An 18,002-nucleotide genomic window follows, 5' to 3' on the forward strand; every position below is an offset into this window, starting at 1 on the left:
CTCTCCCTCGACACCGTCGAGCAACTCAGGCAGGCTGCGCCGGTGGCGATCGACCGAAGCGGCGAGTTCTGGCGCGGCGAGGACTTCGCAGACCTTGCCGACCACCTCCGTGAGTTCCCGCCCGGCGGCTATCTGGTGGCGCGGGTAAAGGAGGGTGGTCTGCCTCCGGTGTGAAGGCAAAGCGTTCACTGTCCTCGCTGACGATGCGGAGGGCTGCGCGCAAGTCTGCTGCGTGGCCTGTGGTGAGCGTGCCTTCATCGCGGACAGCGCGGATTACTGGCCGGACGCCGAGCCTGACGAATGTGCGTGCCCATGCGGCGGTGAAGTCTTCCAAGCTGCCCCCGGCTTCGCCCTACGCACGGACGGTGAGGTCCGATGGATCAGCGTTGGACTGCGTTGCACTGGCGACGGCACGGTGGGCGTCTACGCCGACTGGAAGATCGACTACGTCACTTGGCTTCGGCGTTGGACGTAGCTGAGGCAGATCGCGGCGCGCTACGGGATGACGGTGCAGTTGTGGATCGGACCCGACATTATGAGGAGCGTGGACTCTTCCCTCGGCACTCTGCCGAAGATCGGTGCGCCAGCGACGCGGGCCTTGAACAACGCTGGTTACACGGCTCTGAGTGAGCTTGCCGGGGTGCCGCGTACTGAGCTGGCCAAGCTACACGGCATGGGCCCGAAAGCGCTCGAGATCATCCAGAGCACGCTTGAGGAGCACAACCTGAGTCTGGGCTAGCACTCCACCGTCACTTGGCTTCGACGTCGGGCGTGGCGTGGGCACCACAACCGCACCACCGGCGAGTTGGCCTTCTACCTGTGCTGGTCACCCCGCCCGGTGCCGCTGCACACCCTCGTCACCGTCGCCGGCTCCCGCTGGAGCATCGAAGAGCTGTTCCAGACCGGCAAAGGCCAGGTCGGCCTGGACCACTACCAGGTCCGCGGCTGGACCGGCTGGCACCGCTTCATCACCCTGGCCATGCTCGCCCTGGCCGTCCTGAGCATCCTCGCCGCCACCGCGCAGCAGCCCGACGCTGATCCGGAGATCATCGCGCTGACCGTCGCCGAGATCCGCCGACTCCTCAACGCCTTCATCCTCGCCACACCGCTACCGTCAGCACACACCCTGCACTGGTCGATCTGGCGACGAACATCCCAAGCCCGAGCCCGACGATCCCACTACCAGCGCAGACAGGCCAAGTGGCGTTGGAGTATTAGAAGAAGAATCGCGCGTGGATCCGGATGACGGCCGCACACGGGCACCTCCGGCGCGGGCTCGTCAGGCTGCCTCGGCCAGCGACCGTGGCTGGGCGGGGAGGGACGGCGTGACCGCTTGGCTCTACTCGGGACCGAGGTCAACCGATGGAAGTTCTGGTGGAGCCCAGGGGACTTGAACCCCTAACCCCTGCCTTGCAAAGATCAAGACGGCTGTCTGCCGGCGTCGGTCAGTACCGCTCAGCAGCACGCCATTTCGCCCGTGGTCTGTCCCGGGCTGTGTCCGTCGGCGGGCTTGGCTGTACCGATGGCTGTACAGCCACCTGCTAATCCGCAGGTTTTGTTGATGGCTCCCTTCAGCGGAGCGTGCGCTCGGACGTCTCGGAATGGTGTTCGTAGTCGTGGACCAAACGGCGGTGTCTTACGCTAAACCCACCGCATCGTCATCGCGGCGACCGCCGCCGGACCGGAGGACACCAAATTATGCGTAAGGTCGTGGTCTATGAGCTGCTGTCTTTAGACGGAGTTGCCGAAGAGCCGGGAAACTGGATGTTCGACGTCGATCAGCAGGTCTTCGAGAACCTTTCCAGCGTCATCAGCACGCAGGATATCGTGCTGCTGGGACGCGGTACGTACGACTACTGGGTGGATTACTGGCCCAGCTCGGACGTCGAACCGTTCGCCACCTTCATCAACCGCACAGCCAAGCACGTCATCACGTCCAGTAAGCCCGCCACGGAGTGGGCTGGGACGGTCTTGGTGGATGTTCCGGTCGCCGACTATGTTGCGTCTCTCAAGCGTCAGGAGGGCGGTGACATCGGAGTGCACGGCAGCATCAGCTTGGCCCAGTCTCTCCTCAAAGCGGGATTGGTCGACGAGCTGCGACTGGTCATCACTCCGGCGCTAGTGCCTCGTCTTTGGACGTTGGCCGTGTAATCCGTCGGTTCGGAGGCCGTCTCGGGCAGGCTGTCCCTCTCGCTGTTGTGTGGGAGGTGATGCCGGGTGGGACGACGCCCGGAGGTGTTCGTGCGGGCGCTGTCGATGGCCGAGGGCCAGCGGCTGCAGAAGATCACGCGGACCGCGAAGAACCCGGTCAAGCTGCGCCGGGCGATCGTGGTTCTGATGTCTGGCCAGGGCCAGCCGGCGCCCGACATCGCGTACCTGCTCAAGGCCACCGAGGACTACGTCCGCGACGTGATCCACGCGTTCAACGAGCGGGGGTTCGACGCGCTGGACCCAAAATGGAGAGGGGGCACACCGAACAAGATCAATGAGCAGACCCGCGACTGGATCTGTGTGATCGCCCGGTGTGACCCCCGCTTCCTCGGCCAGCCGTTCTCGACCTGGTCGCTGTCCAAGCTGCGTGACTACCTGATCGCCACTGGCCAGGTGGACACGATCAGCATCGAGACCGTCCGGCGGATCCTGCACGAACGCGGCGTCACCTGGCAGACGTCGAAGACGTGGAAAGCCAGCAACGACCCGGACTTCACCGCCAAGATGCGTCGGGTCCTCGACCTCTACGACCATCCACCGGCCGGCGGCCGGGTCATCTGCGTCGACGAGTTCGGGCCGCTGAACCTGCAGCCCCGGCCGGGCAAAGCCTGGAAACCGCAGGGCAACCCGGTCCGACTCCGGGCGACTTACCACCGTGACCACGGTGTCCGGCACATGATCGCCAGCCTCGACCTGGCCACCGGACGAATCCACTACCGGATCCGGGACCGGAAACGATCGAGCGAGTTCCTCGACTTCCTCAAGACCCTGCGGCGCCGCTGGCCAGGACAGACGCTGCATCTGATCCTGGACAACTTCTCCCCGCACAAGCACCCCACCGTCCGGGCCTGGTGCCAGGCCAACGACGTTGAGCTGGTCTTCCTGCCGACCTACAGCTCCTGGCTGAACTGGATCGAAGCCGAGTTCGCCGCTTTGCGCTACTTCGCCCTCAACGGCACCGACCACCGCACCCACGCCGAGCAGGACACCGTCATCGGCGACTACATCCGCTGGCACAACCAGCGCGCCCGTCCGAAAACGGGATACGCGACCAAGTCCAAGATCCGCCACCCAGATTACCCCTTCAAGGCCGCGTGACGAGGCACTAGCCCACGACGGGCGAAAGCTGTTCGACCACGACGACACGCTGCGCCGGCTGACGCTGCTTGACGCGCAGTCCACACCTTCCGGACACCTGCTCTTGGGGTACCGCGCTCTTCCGGCCTGAGCGCCGATCGAGATATGCCGCTCACCCTGACCGTTACACGAGGTACAAGCGGGACTCGTGAGGGAGATCGAGCGGCGAGGCGCCAGTCTGCCCCCATCCCGCGGATAGATGCCAAGGACTGCGGCGCCCGATCGGGGTCAAGGGTGGCCGTAGGCCATCGGCATGCCGACGCGCAGCGCCCTTGACGCCGGCCGTAGAGGATTGGGCATCCGGGGGAAGGACCATGCCCTGGCTCTCGTCGTCGAACCGCGAACAGTGCCCGCATGGCTCGGAGGCAAGCAGCTCTGCTGCGCGGCAGCGATCGCCCCGCCCTCGATGGAGAGCAACCGCGATGGCGATCGTCCCGCCTCAACCCTTCATGCTCCAGGTGCTCCGGAGCGTGGCCGGCCGGCCCGGCCGATGCCGGCCGGAGGTCGCCAGCAGGCCGGGGCCGGGCCGGCGCGGCCCGCTTGCGGGCCGCCTTGATCTGTAGAGCGGAATTCGGCAACCAACTGCTACCGCGTCAAGCATGTGGTGGGACTAGACAACTGCTACCGCGTCTCGGCTGACCGCTTCGAGATCGTGGTCCGGTCGATGACCGACCCGGGGCGGCGGTTGACGCCGGCGCGGCGAGTGTCGACGCGGCCGGGTGTTTCATGGAGGTGGCGCGTGGGTGGTTCCTGCTGTGTCCGGGCTGCGGGGGTGCTCGCCGGTTATGCGAGTGCTCCGGTGGTGATCTCGACCGGGGTGAGGGTGGCGTCGATGGAGATCAGCTTGCCTGATGCGCGGTAATGGTTGAGCGTGACCGCTGCGGCTGGTCGGTAGGACTGCAGGCCTGCGGTGATGCTGTGGGAGCTGTCGTCGGGGCGTTGGAACAGTTCGCCTCCACAGCGATCGCAGACGCCTTGGTGTGCGGGGGCGGCGAGCTCCGTATGCCAGGTTCTGCCGCAGCCGCGGCAGGTGCGACGGCCGGTCAGGCGGCGTAGGACCTCGGTGTCGGGTAGGACGAGGTCGATTGCCCGGTCGAGGGGTGTGCCGAGGTAGGACAGCAGGGCGTCGAGCGCGACCGCGGTGACGACGTGGTTGGGGAAACCGTCGAGGACGAAGCCCTCGGCGACGTCTGGTTGCGTGAGCCGGTTGCGGATCATGGACAGGAGGACATGATCTGGTACGAGTCGACCAGCGTTCATATACTTCACGGCTTGGAGCGCCGCCGGCGTCCTGGCGGAAATGTCGGCTTGGACAACGTTGGCGAGGCTGATGCAGGGAACGCCGAGACGTTCGGCGATGGCGCTGGCGACGGTGTCACGGCCGGAGCCGGGTGGTCCGAGAACGGCCATGCGCACCCGCGCAGCCTATCCGTGCGGCAGCGGGACAGGGGCGGGGCGTCGAGACGGTCATCGCTGGGTGCGGCTGCGGTCGGCTCGTGGGCTGGCCTGCCGGCCGCCCGGAGGGAACGTGCAAGTGAGGAGAAGTAGTTCCTCGCCGCGTCGCCGCCTCAGAGTGCCTTGGATTGCCGGCAGAAGGGCTGCGATCGGGGAGCAGGTGGGAGCGGCAGGGGGGTACAGAACGACCTTCAACTGCGGTGCTGCGCCTGGTGCGAGGGAGTGGCTCGGTGCGGCGGTTGAGGTGGGCGGCCACCGTGGACGATGCCATCGGTGCTCCGCCTTTGCTGAGTGATCTCTTGCGACGCAGCAGGGAGAATTATGCGTGGCGCGCATCTTTGCGTCTTGCGCAAGAATTGATAGCGTGGTGGCATGACGGGGCTGCGGGAGCGCAAGAAGGCCGAGACGAGGGCGGCGCTCGGCTGGGCCGCGATCCACCTCACCGCCGAGCGCGGCTACGACAACGTCCGCGTCGAGGACATCGCCGAGGCGGCCGGTGTCTCCCCGCGTACCTTCAACAACTACTTCTCCAGCAAGGCGGAGGCGATCGCCTCCCGCCACCTGGACCGCAGTCTGCGCACCGCCGCCGCGCTGCGCGAACGGCCCGGCGACGAGCCGCTCTGGGTGGCGCTCACCCAGGCCGCGCTGGAGCAGTTCACGCGCGGCCCCGAGGTCGAGGCGATGCCATCGCCCGCACACCCCCAGTGGGCGGCCGGCGTACGCGCCATGCTGGCCGAACCCGCGTTGCAGGCCGAAGGGCTGCGGGCGGCTGCGATCGCCGAGGCCGAGTTGGCCGCCGCGGTCGCCGAGCGTACCGGCACCGACCTTGCCGCCGACATGTATCCGAGGCTCGTCGCGGCCGCCGCGAGCGCGGCCGTCGGCGTCGCCATGCGGCACTATCTCGACAGCGGCGACCCGCCCACCCCGATCGATCGCCTCATCATCGACGCCTTCACCCAGATCGCCGCCGGACTCCCGGTGCCGTCCCGCTGACGCCCAGGTTCGCGCAGGACACCAGCTCACCCACACCTCCAGCCGCGTCACACCCCGCGGCGGGCCCGGCCGCGTGCCGCGCCCGCCGGGGCAATGCCGCACGCCCCGAAAGGATCACGATCATGATCGATGTCGTCATCGTCGGAGCCGGCCCCAACGGGCTCATGCTCGCCTGTGAACTGGCCCTCGCCGGCGTACACCCGGTCGTCCTCGAACGCCACGCCGCGCCCACCGGCGAGCCCCGCGCCAACGGCCTCGTCGGTCAGGTCGTCCGCCTGCTCGACCGGCGCGGCCTCTACGCGCGGCTCAGCGGCGAGAACGCCCCGCCGTCCCCCCTGCCGGCCTTCACCTTCGGCGCGTTCCCGCTGGACCTCACGATGCTCGCCGAGAACCCGCACTACGCGCTCGGTGTGCCCCAGGCCCAACTGGAGGCCACTCTCGCCGCCCGCGCGACCGAGCTCGGAGTGCACCTGCGCCGCGGTCATGAGGTCGTCGACCTCCGGCAACGCTCCGACGCGGTCGAGGTCCAGCTTGCCGACGGTACGCGGCTCACCTGCCGGTTCCTCGTCGGCGCCGACGGAGGCCGCAGCGCGGTGCGCCGACTGGCTGGTATCGACTTCCCCGGCGTCACCAACGACCGGTCGGTCTCCCGCACCGCCACCGTGACCGTCCCCGCGTCCTGCCTCGACCCCGGGACCGGCGGCCTGGTCGCCCTCGGCTACGGGGTGGTCCCGCCGTTCCAGCACACCCGCACCGCGCGCGGCCTGATCGCCTGGGCCCCGTTCCCCGGCCGCCCGGCGATCCTCAGCACGACGGAGTGGCCGGACACGCCGACGAGCGACGGGACCCCGATGAGCCTGGCGGAGCTACGCGCCAGCGTCGCCCGGGTGCTCGGCGTCGACATCCCCCTCGGTGCTGCTGACGGCCCCGGCCTGCTGCGGCGGCTGGCCGGCGGCAACACCCGCATCGCCGCCCGGTATCGCGCCGGGCGGGTGCTGCTGCTGGGCGACGCCGCGCACGTGCACTCCGCGATCGGTGGCCCCGGTCTCAACCTGGGTCTGCAGGACGCGGTCAACCTCGGTTGGAAGCTCGCCGCCACGGTGCGGGGCTGGGCGCCGTCGGGCCTGCTCGACACGTACGAGACCGAGCGCCGACCCGTCGCGGAACGGGTCGTCATGTCGTCCCAGGCGCAGTCGGCACTGATCGGGCCCGGCGACGAGATCACCGGCCTGCGGGAACTCTTCGCCGAACTGCTGCGCAAGCCGGAGGTGACCGGGCACATCGCGGCGCTGATGTCCGGCGCGGACATCCACTACCCGGCTGACCCCGCCGACCCGTTGGCTGGCCGCTGCGCCCCCGACGTGGTCGTGCACGACGCCCACGGCCCGATCCGCCTCGCCGAGCTGACCCGCACCGCCCGGCCGCTGCTGCTGGACGCCACCGGTGCCTACGCCGAGGTCGCCGCGCCGTGGCGGGACCGGGTGGACGTGGTCACCGGCACCTTGCAGGGCACGGCCGCGACCGCGTTGCTCGTACGCCCCGACTGCTTCGTCGCCTGGTCCGCGGGGGACGCCGGCACGCTGCGCGCCGCACTCACCCGACACTTCGGCCTTCCCCTCTGACCGAGAGTCAGATCCTGAATCGCCGGCGGGTGTCGGCGAGATCTCGGGAGCCTGTTCGCCCTCCGTGTGAGCGCGTGTCTGCAGACGGAGCTTCAGCGGGTCACGTCATGCACGTGATGCTCGATGTCATGCAGGAAGTAGATCGCGAAGGTCTTCACCGTGAACAACGACCCGTTACTCCGCCGACCCGGACGGTCCCACTGATCCGACTTCACCCCGTCAAACGCTGCCGCCGTCGCCTCAGCCTCCGCAGCCAGTTGGTCGGCCACCTCCGTCGGAACCTGATGGAAGTAATCCGCTTTGACAGCGGTAACGTCCTGGTCCCAATTCGCGAAAGTCGGATCGTCCTCCCTCAGCATCAACTCCAGCCGCTCACGGAAGATCCGACAGGTGTCGCGTACGTGGCACGCGTACTCCACGGGAGACCACACCGTCGGTTCCGGCCGCTGAGAGGCGTCCTCCCGGGACAGCGACTCCCGCCAGAAGGGGATCGTGGCCCGCAGCCGGTCACCCGTGGACTCGACGTCCTGCGCCGAGAACCCGCACTGCTGGCACCCCATGCCGATGACGAAGGTCCAGTCGGCTGTCTCAGCCGGAACGGCTGGTGGTTGCTGCGTCATGCTACGCAGCCTGCCCAAGTAGCGATCTTCCGTCAACGTACGCTCCCGCCGCTGAGCATGCTCGCCGCCGCCGCCCACCACGTCGCCATCGGGCGCGACCTCTGATCGGACTCGAAGGTGGTCGCGGTGCGGGAAGCAGCGACGTCCAAGGGCGTGGCTGATGGCCATGGCGCTGTCAATTGCCTGGGAGTTCTCGCTACCGCCCCCGTCGGCATCGTTCCGGCCTGACGGTCGCGCGATCTGCTGTTCCAGGGATTGGAGGAAATAGCGCCGCGATGGGGGTCGGTGCGAGCGTGGTCAGGAACTGAGGGTTCAGGGGATGAGGTGGGTCGCGATGGACCGGGACGGGGTGCGGCGGGGCCTGCGGATCGATGCAGCGCTGGCGGCGGCCGTGGACCACGTCCGGCTCTGCTACGTCTACCTGGACACCGGAGATCTTGACGGGTACGCCTCGCTGTTCGAGGCGGGGACACCACCGATGGGGTCCGGCGGCGGGGCAGCCGTACCCGAGATGCTCGCCTGGTTGCTCCGGTCGGGGTCCAGCGTGCACCACGCGGTGATCGACGTGTTCGGGTCGGACCGGCGGCTCGCTGCCGTGTATCGGTTGACGGTCGGCGGCGAGACATACGACTTGGTGGACATCTTTCGCGTATCCGACCATGCTCTTTTCGTCGACCGGCAGTGCTTCGCCACGTCTTGGACACCCTGGTCGCCACCTCCTGCCCACGGGGACGCATCCAGCTGATTCGCACGTGGTGCCGCGGACCCGACTCGACGACCGACCGTGGTCCGGCCGGTGGTCCGACCACTGCAGTTGTCACTCCGCCATCACCCGGATACGGTCTGTGTGAGACCGCTGCGGCAGGCGGGTACCTGTTGTCGCAGGCAGCGTGGAGAAGAAAAGACGGGGATGGACGCCGGACTTCCGGGTAACGCCGTGGCCGATGTGGTTTTCCGGATGCTCGGGCCCATGGAAATCGGTCCCGATGACGCGCCGGTACGCATCCCCCCGGGCCGTCAGCAGGTGATCCTGGCCGCGCTGCTGCTCGACGTCAACCGGGTCGTCAGCGTGAACTCCCTGATCGACGCGGTATGGGCCGATCGGCCACCGGTGACCGCGCGCAGCCAGGTCCAGATCTGCGTGTCGGCCCTGCGCGCCACGCTGGCCACGATCGGTCTGACGGACGTCATCGTCACCCAGCCCCCGGGCTACCTCCTGCGAGTTCCCGAGGACAGCGTCGACATCTGCGTATTCCGTGGTCTGGTGGCCCAGGCCGTCGACGCCAAGCGCTCCGGCCTGCTCACCGAGGCTGCGGAACTGCTGCGCCGCGCGTTGGCGTTGTGGCGCGGGCCGGCGCTCGGCGGGGACGTCAGCGAGTCGCTACCCGCCCGGGCGGTGCCCCTCGGCGAGGAACGCCTCAGCGCCATGGAGGAATGCATCGACGTCGAGCTCCAGCTCGGCCGTCATCACCGGTTGGCCGCGGAGCTCGGAGGTCTGGTAGCTGCTCATCCGCTACGGGAACGGCTGCGCGGTCAGCTCATGGTCGCCCTGTACCGGTCCGGTCGGTCGGCCGAGGCCCTGGAGGCATATCGCGCCGGGCGGCGGATCACCGTCGACGAGTTGGGTATCGAGCCGGGTGAGCAGCTACGCCGGTTGGAGACCGCGATCCTGGCCGAGGACCCGTCGCTGCGCCTGACGCCTGCGGAGGCGGGCCCGCCCCGGACCGTCCCGCATCAACTCCCAGCGGACATCGCGGACTTCACCGGTCGAGACGCGCAGGTCGCCCAGATCATCTCGGTCATGGCCGAGCCGGACGACCGCGCGGTGCCGGTGGTGGTGATGGCGGGCAAGGCCGGGGTGGGCAAGACCGCGCTGGCGGTACACGCGGCCCACCGGCTCGCCCGCGACCGGTTCCCGGACGGGCAGCTGTACTGCAGCCTGGCCGGGATGCAGCAGACCCCGGCGGACCCCGCGGAGGTGCTGGCCCGGTTCCTCCGGGCGTTGGGCCTGCCCGGTCCCAGCATCCCCGACGACCCCGGCGAACGGGCCGACCTCTACCGCACCCTGCTGGCGGACAAGCGCGTCCTGGTGGTGCTGGACGACGCCGCGACCGGTAACCAGATCACCCCGCTGTTGCCGGGCAGCGACACGTGCGCGGTCCTCGTGACCAGCCGGGCCCGGCTCACCGACATCTCCGGGGCACAACTGGTCGATGTGGATGTGCTCAGCGCCGAGCCGGCGCTGACCCTGCTCACCCGCGTGGTCGGTGCCGAGCGTGTGGCGCGGGAGCCGACCGCGGCGCTCGCCCTGGTGCAGGTGGTCGGCGGCCTGCCGCTGGCGCTGCGCATCGTGTCCGCCCGGCTGGCCGCGCGGACCCACTGGTCGCTGGCGTCGATGGTGGGCCGGCTCGCCGATGAACGACACCGTCTCGACGAGCTGGCGTACGGGGAGATGATGGTGCGCGCCAGCCTGACCCTCACCTACGACGGACTGGAGCAGCGGACCGCCCGCCTGTTCCGGCTGCTGGCGTTGGCGTCCCGGGACAGCGTGCCCCCGTGGGTCGCTGCCGCGCTGCTGGACGACGATCTGCGCCGGGCCAACGCGGAGCTGGACCTGCTGGTCGACACCCAGATGCTCGACGTGCGGGCGGTGGGTCTGGAGGCCGAGGGGCGGTACGCCTTCCACGACATCATCCGGCTCTACGCCCACGACCGGTTGGCCTCCGACGAGGATCCGGCCTCGGTCGCCGCCGCACGGATCCGCCTGCTCGGCGGGTGGCTGGCCCTCGCCGAGCAGGCGCACACGAGGCTCTACGGGGGTGACTACACCGTCCTGCGGGGGACCGCTCCACGCTGGTGTCCACCGGGTGGCTTCCCGCCGGGGACGCTCGACGACCCGCTGCGCTGGCTCGACGACGAACGGCTGAACCTGTGCGCCGCGGTCGACGCCGCTGCCGCCGCGGGCATGGACGAGCTGAGCTGGGAGCTGGCGGTGAGCCTGGTGACCCTGTTCGAGGCGAACCGGTACACCGAGGACTGGGAACGGACGCACGAGACGGCTCTGACGGCGGTACGCGCCGCGGGCAATCGGCGCGGTGAGGCGGCGCTGCTGTGCTCCCTCGGATCGCTGCACCTGAGCCGGGCCCGCTTCGGTGCCGCGCGGGCCGTGCTCACCCCCGCCCTGGACATGTTCACCGATCTCGGTGACACCCACGGTCTCGCGATGGTCTGGCGGAATCTGGCCTCGGTGGACTACCACGAGGGCGCTCAGGACCAGGCCGCGGCCGGATACGCCCGGGCGATCGCCGCCTTCCGCGAGGTCGGCGACAGCATCGGCCAGGCCCACGCGCTCAACCAGCTCGCCCGCATCGACCTGGACGTGGGTGAGTACGGACGAGCCATTGACAACCTGAACGCGGCGCTGGCGATCTGCCAGGATGTCGGCGGAACCCGGGTGGAGGCGCAGGTGCTGCACCGGCTGGGTACGGCGATGCGCCTGCAGGGGCGGGACACCGAGGCCGAGCTGGTCACCGAGACGGTCCTGGAAATGGTCCGCGGCAACCGGGACGTGTACGGAGAGGTCTACGCGCTGCACGCGCTCGGGGTGATCAAAGCCCGGCTGGGCAGGCAGGACGAGGCGGAGCAACTGCTGCGGGCGGCCATGGCGAGCGGGCGGAAGATCCTCCACCAGGTCGGCGTCGCCCGGGCCGGCTTGGACCTGGCGTTACTGGTCTCGGAGAAGGAACCGGACCACGCGATCGCGCTGGCGACCGAGGCGCTGCGTACCTTTGTCGATCGTGGCCTGCCGGCCTGGGAGGTCAAGGCCCGCGAGGCGCTGCGGTCACTGTCGGGGGAGCCGCCCGCCCCGCAGTCCGACCCTGAGGCGGGTCGCGCATAGCGTGTCCGGCCGGGTCGGGCTACTCCCACGGAGTGTCGATCATGACGACGGTGGTCGAGGTGCCCTGATCGGCCGAGGCGTGGCCGTCCGTGCCGTGGCCGGCTGCCGTCACCAGCCCGGTGACGATGCCGGCGGCGAGCGTTGCGATAGCGATGGCCCGGCGGATGCTGCCCATTTCTGACTCCTTCGACGGTTTTCCGGACCTGATCCCGATGTGGTCCGGGTTGACGCGATTGACGCTAGGGACCGGTGCTATCGGCCCCATATTGTCGGGCCGGGTGCCGGCGATGTTCGCCGGTGAACGGTGAGGACGTGGCAATAACCTGCCGATAGAACCTCCACCGACGATTGCCGGCATGGGAAACCACGACGCCACGGCGGCCCCGGTCACGGCACGGCTCAACATCGTCATCAGTGGCGTGTCCTCCGACGCGCACACCTGGAACCTGGTGTTCCTCCAGCTCCTCCTCCAGGAGTGGGGCCACCGGGTGACCAACCTCGGCCCCTGCGTACCGGAGGCACTGCTCCTCGACGAGTGCGCACGTGCCACCCCCGACCTGGTGGTGGTCAGCAGCGTCAACGGACACGGATTCCACGACGGCCTGCGGCTGATCGGCGCGCTGCGGCAGCGTGCCGACACCGCGCGGCTGCCGGTGGTCATCGGCGGCAAGCTCGGCGTGACCGGTGAGCAGGGCGCCGCCGACCGGGTCGCCACACTCATCGCCGCCGGCTACGACGCGGTCTTCGGCGACGACATGGTCGGCGTTGCCGGTGAGGACGTGGACCCGTTCGCGGAAACCCTGCGGCTGTTCCGTTCCTTCGTCGATTCGCTGCCCGCGGCCGTGACATGCTGACCGGTCCGACACCCGCTGCCGTCACCGACGTCGCCTTCGGGGACTTCGTCAGCCAGGCCGCCGCGTCCGGACACCTGGTGGTGCAACCGCGCATGGGGTTCAGCGACCCGGAGCGGATGCGCGCCGGGCTGCACGCGGTACGTTCGGCGCCGGCTGTCACGGTCGGCACGCTGACCCTGGACAGCTACACCCGCGTCGGAGACCACCGGGCCGCCCGCGACGCCCTCGCCGCCGGCACCGACCTCAACGGCTACCCGCTGGTGGCGCACGACCCGGCGACCACCCGTGCGGTGCTGCGTGACGTGCACGGACCCGAGTTTCCCGTCCAGGTACGGCACGGCTCAGCCGACCCCCGCCGGATCTTCACCGCCCTGCTCGACGTCGGCCTCCACAGCACCGAGGGCGGCCCGGTCTCCTACTGCCTGCCCTACGGCCGAACCCCGCTGCGCGAGTCGGTACGCAACTGGACCGAGTCGTGCCAGACGCTGGCCGCAGCCGCCGGTCGGGGCCCCGAACCGCACCTGGAGACATTCGGTGGCTGCCTGATGGGCCAGTTGTGCCCGCCGGGGCTGCTGGTCGCCATGAGCGTGCTCGAAGCGCTCTTCTTCCGCGCCCACGGACTGCGCAGCGTGTCGCTCAGCTACGCCCAGCAGACCGACACCGACCAGGACGTCGCCGCGGTGCGGGCACTGCGCCGGCTCGCCGGGGAGTACCTGCCCGACCTGCAGTGGCACGTCGTCGTCTACACCTACATGGGCGTGTACCCGCGCAGCGTGCCCGGCGCGACCCGACTGCTGGAACTCGCGGCGGAGATGGCCGTACGTGCCGGCGCCGCCCGCCTGATCGTGAAGACCGCCGCCGAGGCGCACCGGATCCCGACGGTCCAGGAGAACGTGACCGCGCTGCGGGCTGCGGCCGCCGCCGCGGACCGGACGCGCCCCGACGTCGGCGCCGGTGGTTCTGCGAATGTGCTGCCCGGCGGCGGCGGTCCGGACGACCTCGTCGGCCAGGTGTACCGGGAGGCGAGCACCCTGATCGAGGCGACTCTGGCATTGCACGCCGACATCGGTCGGGCGCTGCTGTCGGCGTTCGCCCGTGGGCACCTGGACGTCCCCTACTGCCTGCACCCCGACAACGCCGGCCGCAGCGCCACCTTCATCGACGAGTGGGGCCGGTTGCGCTGGGCCCGAACCGGAAACATGCCCATCCCGGCGGACATCGCGTGTCCGCGCCCACTCACCGCGTCCGACCTGATGAAAGCCCTGTCCCATGTGGAGCGCCGGTGCGACGCCGGCCAGACCACCACAACCCGAGTGGAAGTTGAGCGATGACCACCACCTCCGAACGAACCGTCACCCCGTCGCTGCCCGGCACGCCGGGTGAGCATCTGTCGGCACCGGTCACCCGGGCCGCGCTGCGGGTCCAGCACGGCATCCTCACCGCCGCCCGCGCATACCTCGCGGACGCCGGTTTCGTCGAACTGCTCGCACCGATCATCGGCCCCGTCACCGATCCGGGCGCACGCGGCGCCAAGCAGGTCGACGTCGACTACTACGGTCACCGCTACAAGCTGATGACCAGCGTCATCCTGTACAAGCAGGCCTCGCTGCAGGCGTTCGACCGGATCTACTCGATCGCCCCGAACGTCCGGCTGGAACCCCTCGAGACCTGCAACACCAACCGCCATCTGGCGGAATTCCACCAGATCGACGTGGAGATGGCCGGAGCCGGCCGCGACGAGGTCATCGCGGTGGCCACCGGCCTGATCACCCACGCCGTCCGGCACGTGGTCACCCACCACGCGGAGGACCTCGCCGTGCTCGACCGGCAGGTCAGCGCGTTCGACGAGCTGCTCGCGGGCCCCTTCGACCAGTGCACCCACGCCGAGGCGGTCGCCAGGCTGCGGGCGTCGGGGCACGACCAGAGCTCCGCGGCGGAGATCGACTGGACCGGCGAGGAGTTGCTGTCCCGCGCCGCCGCACGGCCGTTCTTCGTCACCGACTATCCGAAGGGCTCCCGCGGCTTCTACGACCGGGAGGACCCGGACCGGCCCGGGACGCTGCGCAACTTCGACCTGATCGCCCCGGAGGGCTACGGCGAGCTGATCAGCGGCGGCGAACGAGAGTCCGACTACGCCACCGTGGTCGCCCGGATGCGGGAGACGGGGGAGAACCCCGCCAAGTACGGGTGGTACCTGCGGATGCTGCGCGAGAGCATCCCGCCCAGCGCCGGGTTCGGCATCGGCGTGCAGCGGCTGACCCGCTACGTGGCCGGGCTGGACGCGGTGTGGCAGGCCAGCGCCTACCCGAAGGTGCCCGGGGTGGTGGCGCCGTGAGCACGAGCGGCGCACCGGCCGCCCTGCGGGCCGACACGTTCCCCGAGGAGGCGGTCAGACACCGGGCCCGGACCGGCACCGAGGCGGTGTTCCCGCCTCGGGCGAGCTACGGCAACACCCTCCTCGGCGCCGGCGACGTCACACCCGCCGACGGGCTCGACGCGTTGCGCCTGGTGCCGCCGGTCTTCATGCCGTTGCGGCTGGAGAAACTGATCGACCTGGCCAGTGAACCGACGTACCGCGACGTCGAGCTGCACACCCGCGTCGGCGGGTTCGCCGCCCCGCTGCCGGCGTACGTGTCCGCCTTCGGCTCGACGCAGGTGGCCGGCGCGGACCTCGGCCGGGCGGTGGCCCGGCAGGCGGGCACCCTCGGCCTGCCGATGGTGATCGGTGAGAACGTCGTGCCGGTCAACGGGTACGGGCGGCTCGGACCGGCCGGCGAGAGCGCGCTACTGGGAAGGCTGCGCGAGTACTGCGCCGCCGTCCCGGACGGGCTCGGCGGGGTGGTCGTGCAGCAGAGCACCGAGGACGCCGACGCCGAGGTGTGGAACCTCGTGTACAGCGACCCGTCCGCGCAGCCGCTGCTGGACAGCGGTCGGCTGGGCTTCGAGTTGAAGGTCGGCCAGGGCGCCAAGCCCGGGCTCGGCGGCATGACCCTGGTGTCGGAGCGGACCGCCGGCCGCCTCGGCGACCAGTACCTGCTCGACCCCGTGTTCGGCGCCGACTGCCCCAGCGTGCTGCGGTCCAGCGCCCCCGGCACGTTCACCCAGGAGATCCTGGCGCACCAGATCCACCTGATGCGCAACAACTACCCCCGGGCTCGGGTCTGGGTGAAGCTGCCGCCCGGCCGCGACATCGCCGAGGCCACCGAGGTCGCCTGGACCGCCGGCGCCGATGCGGTGACCGTCGACGGGGCCGAGGGCGGCACCGGCTGGGCGCCGTCGGTGTTCCTCGCCCACGTCGGCCTGCCGCTGGTGGAGTGCCTGCGCCGGATCGGCCGGTCACCGGCCAGCGGGCCCCTGCTGGTCAGCGGCCGGATGTGGGAGGGCGCGAGAGCCACCAAGGCGCTCGCCCTCGGCGCGAACGCGGTCGGTCTGGGTCGGGCCGCGATCCTGGCCGCCGACACCGACCCGGAGGCGGGGCTGATCCGGCTCGTCGACTGCTTGGCGCTGGAACTGCGGCTCCTGATCAGCGCGCTGGGCCGGTACACGGTCGCCAGCCTGTCCGAGCAGGACACCTGGCATCCGCAGTGGCCGGAGCGGGAAGTGGAGCTGGCATGAATCTCACCGATACGCCGCCGGTCCGGGCACCGGACGGTCTGCTGCGCCACCGGAACTTCCGGCTGCTCTGGCTGGGCGAGGCGACCAGCAAGGCCGGCAGCGCGGTGACCGGCGTGGCGTTCCCCCTGGTGGCGGTCGTGACCCTGGACGCCACCCCGGTCACCATGGGCGTGATCAACGCGATGGCGTGGCTGCCCTGGTTGCTGATGGGCCTGCCCGCCGGGGCGTGGATCGACCGCTACCCGCGCCGACGGACCATGCTGTCCGCCAACGCCGTCTCGATCGCCGTGCTGGTCAGCGTCCCGCTGGCGGCGTGGCTGGGCCTCCTGAGCGTCGGACAGTTGATCGTGGTGTCCTTCGTCGCCGGCACCGCGTCGATGTTTTTCAGCACCGCCTACCAGGCTTTCCTGCCGGCGGTGGTGGACAAGACCGACTTGGCCGAGGCGAACGCCAAACTCCAGGGCACCGACCAGGTGGCCAACCTGGCCGGGCCGCCGCTGGGCGGCCTGATCACCCAGGCCGCCGGCGCGGTGACCGGGCTGCTGGTCGACGCGGTCACCTTCGTCGTCTCGGCGGTGTGCCTGCTGCGGATGCGGGTCGCGGAAGTGCTGCCCGCTCCCGCCGCGCACCGCACCAGCACCCGACACGAGATCGGCGAAGGGCTGCGGTACGTGGGACGGGACCGGTACCTGCGGATCCTGGCCATCAGCGCAGCCGTGGACAACTTCACCCTCAACGCGATGTACGCGCTCACGGTGCTCTTCCTGATCCGCACCGTCGGTGCCGCGCCGGGCGCCGTCGGGTTCCTGCTCGCGGCGGACTTCGTCGGCGGTCTGCTCGGCGCGATCATCGCCCGGCGGGTGGCCGGGCGGCTCGGGACCGCCCGTACCCTGCTGCTCTTCTCGATCGGGACCGCACCCTTCTGCCTGCTGGTACCCCTGACCCAGAACGGGCCGGGGCTGGCCCTGTTCGTCCTCGGGATCCTCGTGCCGTCGATCGGCATGGTGGTCGGCAACGTCGTCGTCACCGGGTTCCGGCAGTCGTACTGCCCGTCACACCTGCTCGGCCGGGTCTACACCAGTTCGCGGTTCATCCAGTTCGGGATCATCCCCGTCGGTGCGGTTCTCGGCGGATGGCTCGGCGCCGTGCTCGGCGTACGGCAGGCGCTGTGGGTGATCACCGTCGCCGTGATCCTCGGCAAGCTCGTCCGGCTCATCGGCCCCATCAAGTCCGCCCGGGACTTTCCCACCGCACCGAAGGAGGACGTGTCGTGACCAACCCGTTCGAGGACGAGGACGGCGTGTACCTGGTTCTGGTCAACGCCGACAACCAGCACTCGCTGTGGCCCGCCCGGATCGCCGTGCCGGCCGGGTGGCGGGTGACCTTCGGCGAGGACAGCCGGCAGGCCTGCCTGGACCACATCGAACGCTGCTGGACCGACCTGCGCCCGGCGGGCCTCTCCACCGGCGCGAACCCGGCCGTCCTGACCGGGCGCGCCACCGACAAGTAGGGATGGTCGACGGTGACTCAGTCACAGCAGCGGCTCGGCGACGTCGGGGCACCGGCCGGCACGGGAACAGGGACGCGGGGAACGGAT

The 18,002-nt window shown here is 70.0% G+C and carries 18 protein-coding genes; 15 read left to right on the top strand and 3 right to left on the bottom strand.

Going from position 1 to position 18,002, the window contains the following annotated elements:
- Positions 1-42 precede the first annotated feature (42 nt).
- From MRQ36_RS33625 to MRQ36_RS28405, 5 genes are all read left to right on the top strand, one after another.
- Positions 43-174 carry a hypothetical protein gene (locus MRQ36_RS33625; protein WP_278187619.1) on the top strand — a complete coding sequence of 44 codons (132 nt, stop codon included), beginning with the start codon at positions 43-45 and terminating at the stop codon, positions 172-174.
- Between the two features lie 361 nt (positions 175-535).
- Positions 536-739 (top strand): helix-hairpin-helix domain-containing protein, encoded by a 204-nt coding sequence (locus MRQ36_RS28390; protein WP_242801421.1) that lies wholly within the window; start codon positions 536-538, stop codon positions 737-739.
- Positions 740-805: 66 nt separating this feature from the next.
- Positions 806-1,246 (top strand): hypothetical protein, encoded by a 441-nt coding sequence (locus MRQ36_RS28395; RefSeq protein WP_374250855.1) that lies wholly within the window; start codon positions 806-808, stop codon positions 1,244-1,246.
- A 452-nt stretch (positions 1,247-1,698) separates the two neighbouring features.
- Positions 1,699-2,151 (top strand): dihydrofolate reductase family protein, encoded by a 453-nt coding sequence (locus tag MRQ36_RS28400; RefSeq protein ID WP_242799819.1) that lies wholly within the window; start codon positions 1,699-1,701, stop codon positions 2,149-2,151.
- A gap of 66 nt (positions 2,152-2,217) precedes the next feature.
- Positions 2,218-3,309, top strand: a complete 1,092-nt coding sequence (locus MRQ36_RS28405) for an IS630 family transposase (protein WP_242795455.1) — start codon at positions 2,218-2,220, stop codon at positions 3,307-3,309.
- 822 nt (positions 3,310-4,131) lie between these two features.
- On the opposite strand, the gene MRQ36_RS28410 is transcribed toward MRQ36_RS28405, so the two are convergent.
- Complete coding sequence (locus MRQ36_RS28410) at positions 4,132-4,758, bottom strand: nucleoside monophosphate kinase (RefSeq protein WP_242801423.1); 627 nt, start codon at positions 4,756-4,758, stop codon at positions 4,132-4,134.
- A gap of 417 nt (positions 4,759-5,175) precedes the next feature.
- Between MRQ36_RS28410 and MRQ36_RS28415 the strand changes: the two genes are divergently transcribed.
- A complete protein-coding gene (locus tag MRQ36_RS28415; RefSeq protein ID WP_242799820.1) occupies positions 5,176-5,796 on the top strand; it encodes a TetR family transcriptional regulator in 621 nt (206 codons plus the stop codon).
- A gap of 122 nt (positions 5,797-5,918) precedes the next feature.
- Complete coding sequence (locus MRQ36_RS28420) at positions 5,919-7,418, top strand: FAD-dependent monooxygenase (protein ID WP_242799821.1); 1,500 nt, start codon at positions 5,919-5,921, stop codon at positions 7,416-7,418.
- 92 nt (positions 7,419-7,510) lie between these two features.
- Here MRQ36_RS28420 and MRQ36_RS28425 read toward each other — a convergent pair whose 3' ends face one another.
- Positions 7,511-8,206 carry a DinB family protein gene (locus tag MRQ36_RS28425; RefSeq protein ID WP_242799822.1) on the bottom strand — a complete coding sequence of 232 codons (696 nt, stop codon included), beginning with the start codon at positions 8,204-8,206 and terminating at the stop codon, positions 7,511-7,513.
- Between the two features lie 151 nt (positions 8,207-8,357).
- Between MRQ36_RS28425 and MRQ36_RS28430 the strand changes: the two genes are divergently transcribed.
- Both MRQ36_RS28430 and MRQ36_RS28435 read left to right on the top strand, forming a co-directional pair.
- The gene (locus tag MRQ36_RS28430) at positions 8,358-8,783 is read left to right on the top strand and encodes a hypothetical protein (protein WP_242799823.1); all 426 of its coding nucleotides are present in this window, start codon (positions 8,358-8,360) and stop codon (positions 8,781-8,783) included.
- Between the two features lie 225 nt (positions 8,784-9,008).
- Positions 9,009-11,936, top strand: a complete 2,928-nt coding sequence (locus MRQ36_RS28435) for an AfsR/SARP family transcriptional regulator (RefSeq protein ID WP_242799824.1) — start codon at positions 9,009-9,011, stop codon at positions 11,934-11,936.
- Between the two features lie 19 nt (positions 11,937-11,955).
- On the opposite strand, the gene MRQ36_RS28440 is transcribed toward MRQ36_RS28435, so the two are convergent.
- Positions 11,956-12,111 carry a hypothetical protein gene (locus MRQ36_RS28440; protein WP_242799825.1) on the bottom strand — a complete coding sequence of 52 codons (156 nt, stop codon included), beginning with the start codon at positions 12,109-12,111 and terminating at the stop codon, positions 11,956-11,958.
- A 181-nt stretch (positions 12,112-12,292) separates the two neighbouring features.
- Between MRQ36_RS28440 and MRQ36_RS28445 the strand changes: the two genes are divergently transcribed.
- From MRQ36_RS28445 to MRQ36_RS28470, 6 genes are read left to right on the top strand one after another with little or no spacing between them, the layout of a single operon-like run.
- The gene (locus MRQ36_RS28445; protein WP_242799826.1) at positions 12,293-12,790 is read left to right on the top strand and encodes a cobalamin B12-binding domain-containing protein; all 498 of its coding nucleotides are present in this window, start codon (positions 12,293-12,295) and stop codon (positions 12,788-12,790) included.
- On the top strand, positions 12,784-14,121 hold the full coding sequence (locus tag MRQ36_RS28450; RefSeq protein WP_242799827.1) for a methylaspartate mutase: 1,338 nt from the start codon (positions 12,784-12,786) through the stop codon (positions 14,119-14,121). The genes MRQ36_RS28445 and MRQ36_RS28450 overlap by 7 nt, the downstream gene beginning before the upstream one ends.
- Complete coding sequence (locus tag MRQ36_RS28455; RefSeq protein ID WP_242799828.1) at positions 14,118-15,125, top strand: asparagine synthetase A; 1,008 nt, start codon at positions 14,118-14,120, stop codon at positions 15,123-15,125. Before MRQ36_RS28450 ends, MRQ36_RS28455 begins: the two co-directional genes overlap by 4 nt.
- A complete protein-coding gene (locus MRQ36_RS28460) occupies positions 15,122-16,405 on the top strand; it encodes a glutamate synthase-related protein (RefSeq protein WP_242799829.1) in 1,284 nt (427 codons plus the stop codon). Before MRQ36_RS28455 ends, MRQ36_RS28460 begins: the two co-directional genes overlap by 4 nt.
- Entirely contained in the window at positions 16,402-17,679 is a 1,278-nt protein-coding gene (locus tag MRQ36_RS28465; RefSeq protein WP_242799830.1) for an MFS transporter, read from the top strand. The genes MRQ36_RS28460 and MRQ36_RS28465 overlap by 4 nt, the downstream gene beginning before the upstream one ends.
- Complete coding sequence (locus MRQ36_RS28470; protein ID WP_242799831.1) at positions 17,676-17,915, top strand: MbtH family protein; 240 nt, start codon at positions 17,676-17,678, stop codon at positions 17,913-17,915. Before MRQ36_RS28465 ends, MRQ36_RS28470 begins: the two co-directional genes overlap by 4 nt.
- Positions 17,916-18,002: the final 87 nt, after the last annotated feature.

The sequence above is a fragment of the Micromonospora sp. R77 genome, from assembly GCF_022747945.1.
In the GTDB taxonomy this organism is placed as follows: domain Bacteria; phylum Actinomycetota; class Actinomycetes; order Mycobacteriales; family Micromonosporaceae; genus Micromonospora.

Coding starts and splice junctions, on each gene's coding strand:
- MRQ36_RS28425 (WP_242799822.1), bottom strand. CDS start 8,206: ATGGCCATCAGCCACGCCCTTGGACGTCGCTGCTTCCCGCACCGCGAC.
- MRQ36_RS28440 (WP_242799825.1), bottom strand. CDS start 12,111: ATGGGCAGCATCCGCCGGGCCATCGCTATCGCAACGCTCGCCGCCGGC.
- MRQ36_RS28450 (WP_242799827.1), top strand. CDS start 12,784: ATGCTGACCGGTCCGACACCCGCTGCCGTCACCGACGTCGCCTTCGGG.
- MRQ36_RS28390 (WP_242801421.1), top strand. CDS start 536: ATGAGGAGCGTGGACTCTTCCCTCGGCACTCTGCCGAAGATCGGTGCG.
- MRQ36_RS28400 (WP_242799819.1), top strand. CDS start 1,699: ATGCGTAAGGTCGTGGTCTATGAGCTGCTGTCTTTAGACGGAGTTGCC.
- MRQ36_RS28435 (WP_242799824.1), top strand. CDS start 9,009: ATGGAAATCGGTCCCGATGACGCGCCGGTACGCATCCCCCCGGGCCGT.
- MRQ36_RS28465 (WP_242799830.1), top strand. CDS start 16,402: ATGAATCTCACCGATACGCCGCCGGTCCGGGCACCGGACGGTCTGCTG.
- MRQ36_RS28455 (WP_242799828.1), top strand. CDS start 14,118: ATGACCACCACCTCCGAACGAACCGTCACCCCGTCGCTGCCCGGCACG.
- MRQ36_RS28410 (WP_242801423.1), bottom strand. CDS start 4,758: ATGGCCGTTCTCGGACCACCCGGCTCCGGCCGTGACACCGTCGCCAGC.
- MRQ36_RS28415 (WP_242799820.1), top strand. CDS start 5,176: ATGACGGGGCTGCGGGAGCGCAAGAAGGCCGAGACGAGGGCGGCGCTC.
- MRQ36_RS28430 (WP_242799823.1), top strand. CDS start 8,358: ATGAGGTGGGTCGCGATGGACCGGGACGGGGTGCGGCGGGGCCTGCGG.
- MRQ36_RS28420 (WP_242799821.1), top strand. CDS start 5,919: ATGATCGATGTCGTCATCGTCGGAGCCGGCCCCAACGGGCTCATGCTC.
- MRQ36_RS28445 (WP_242799826.1), top strand. CDS start 12,293: ATGGGAAACCACGACGCCACGGCGGCCCCGGTCACGGCACGGCTCAAC.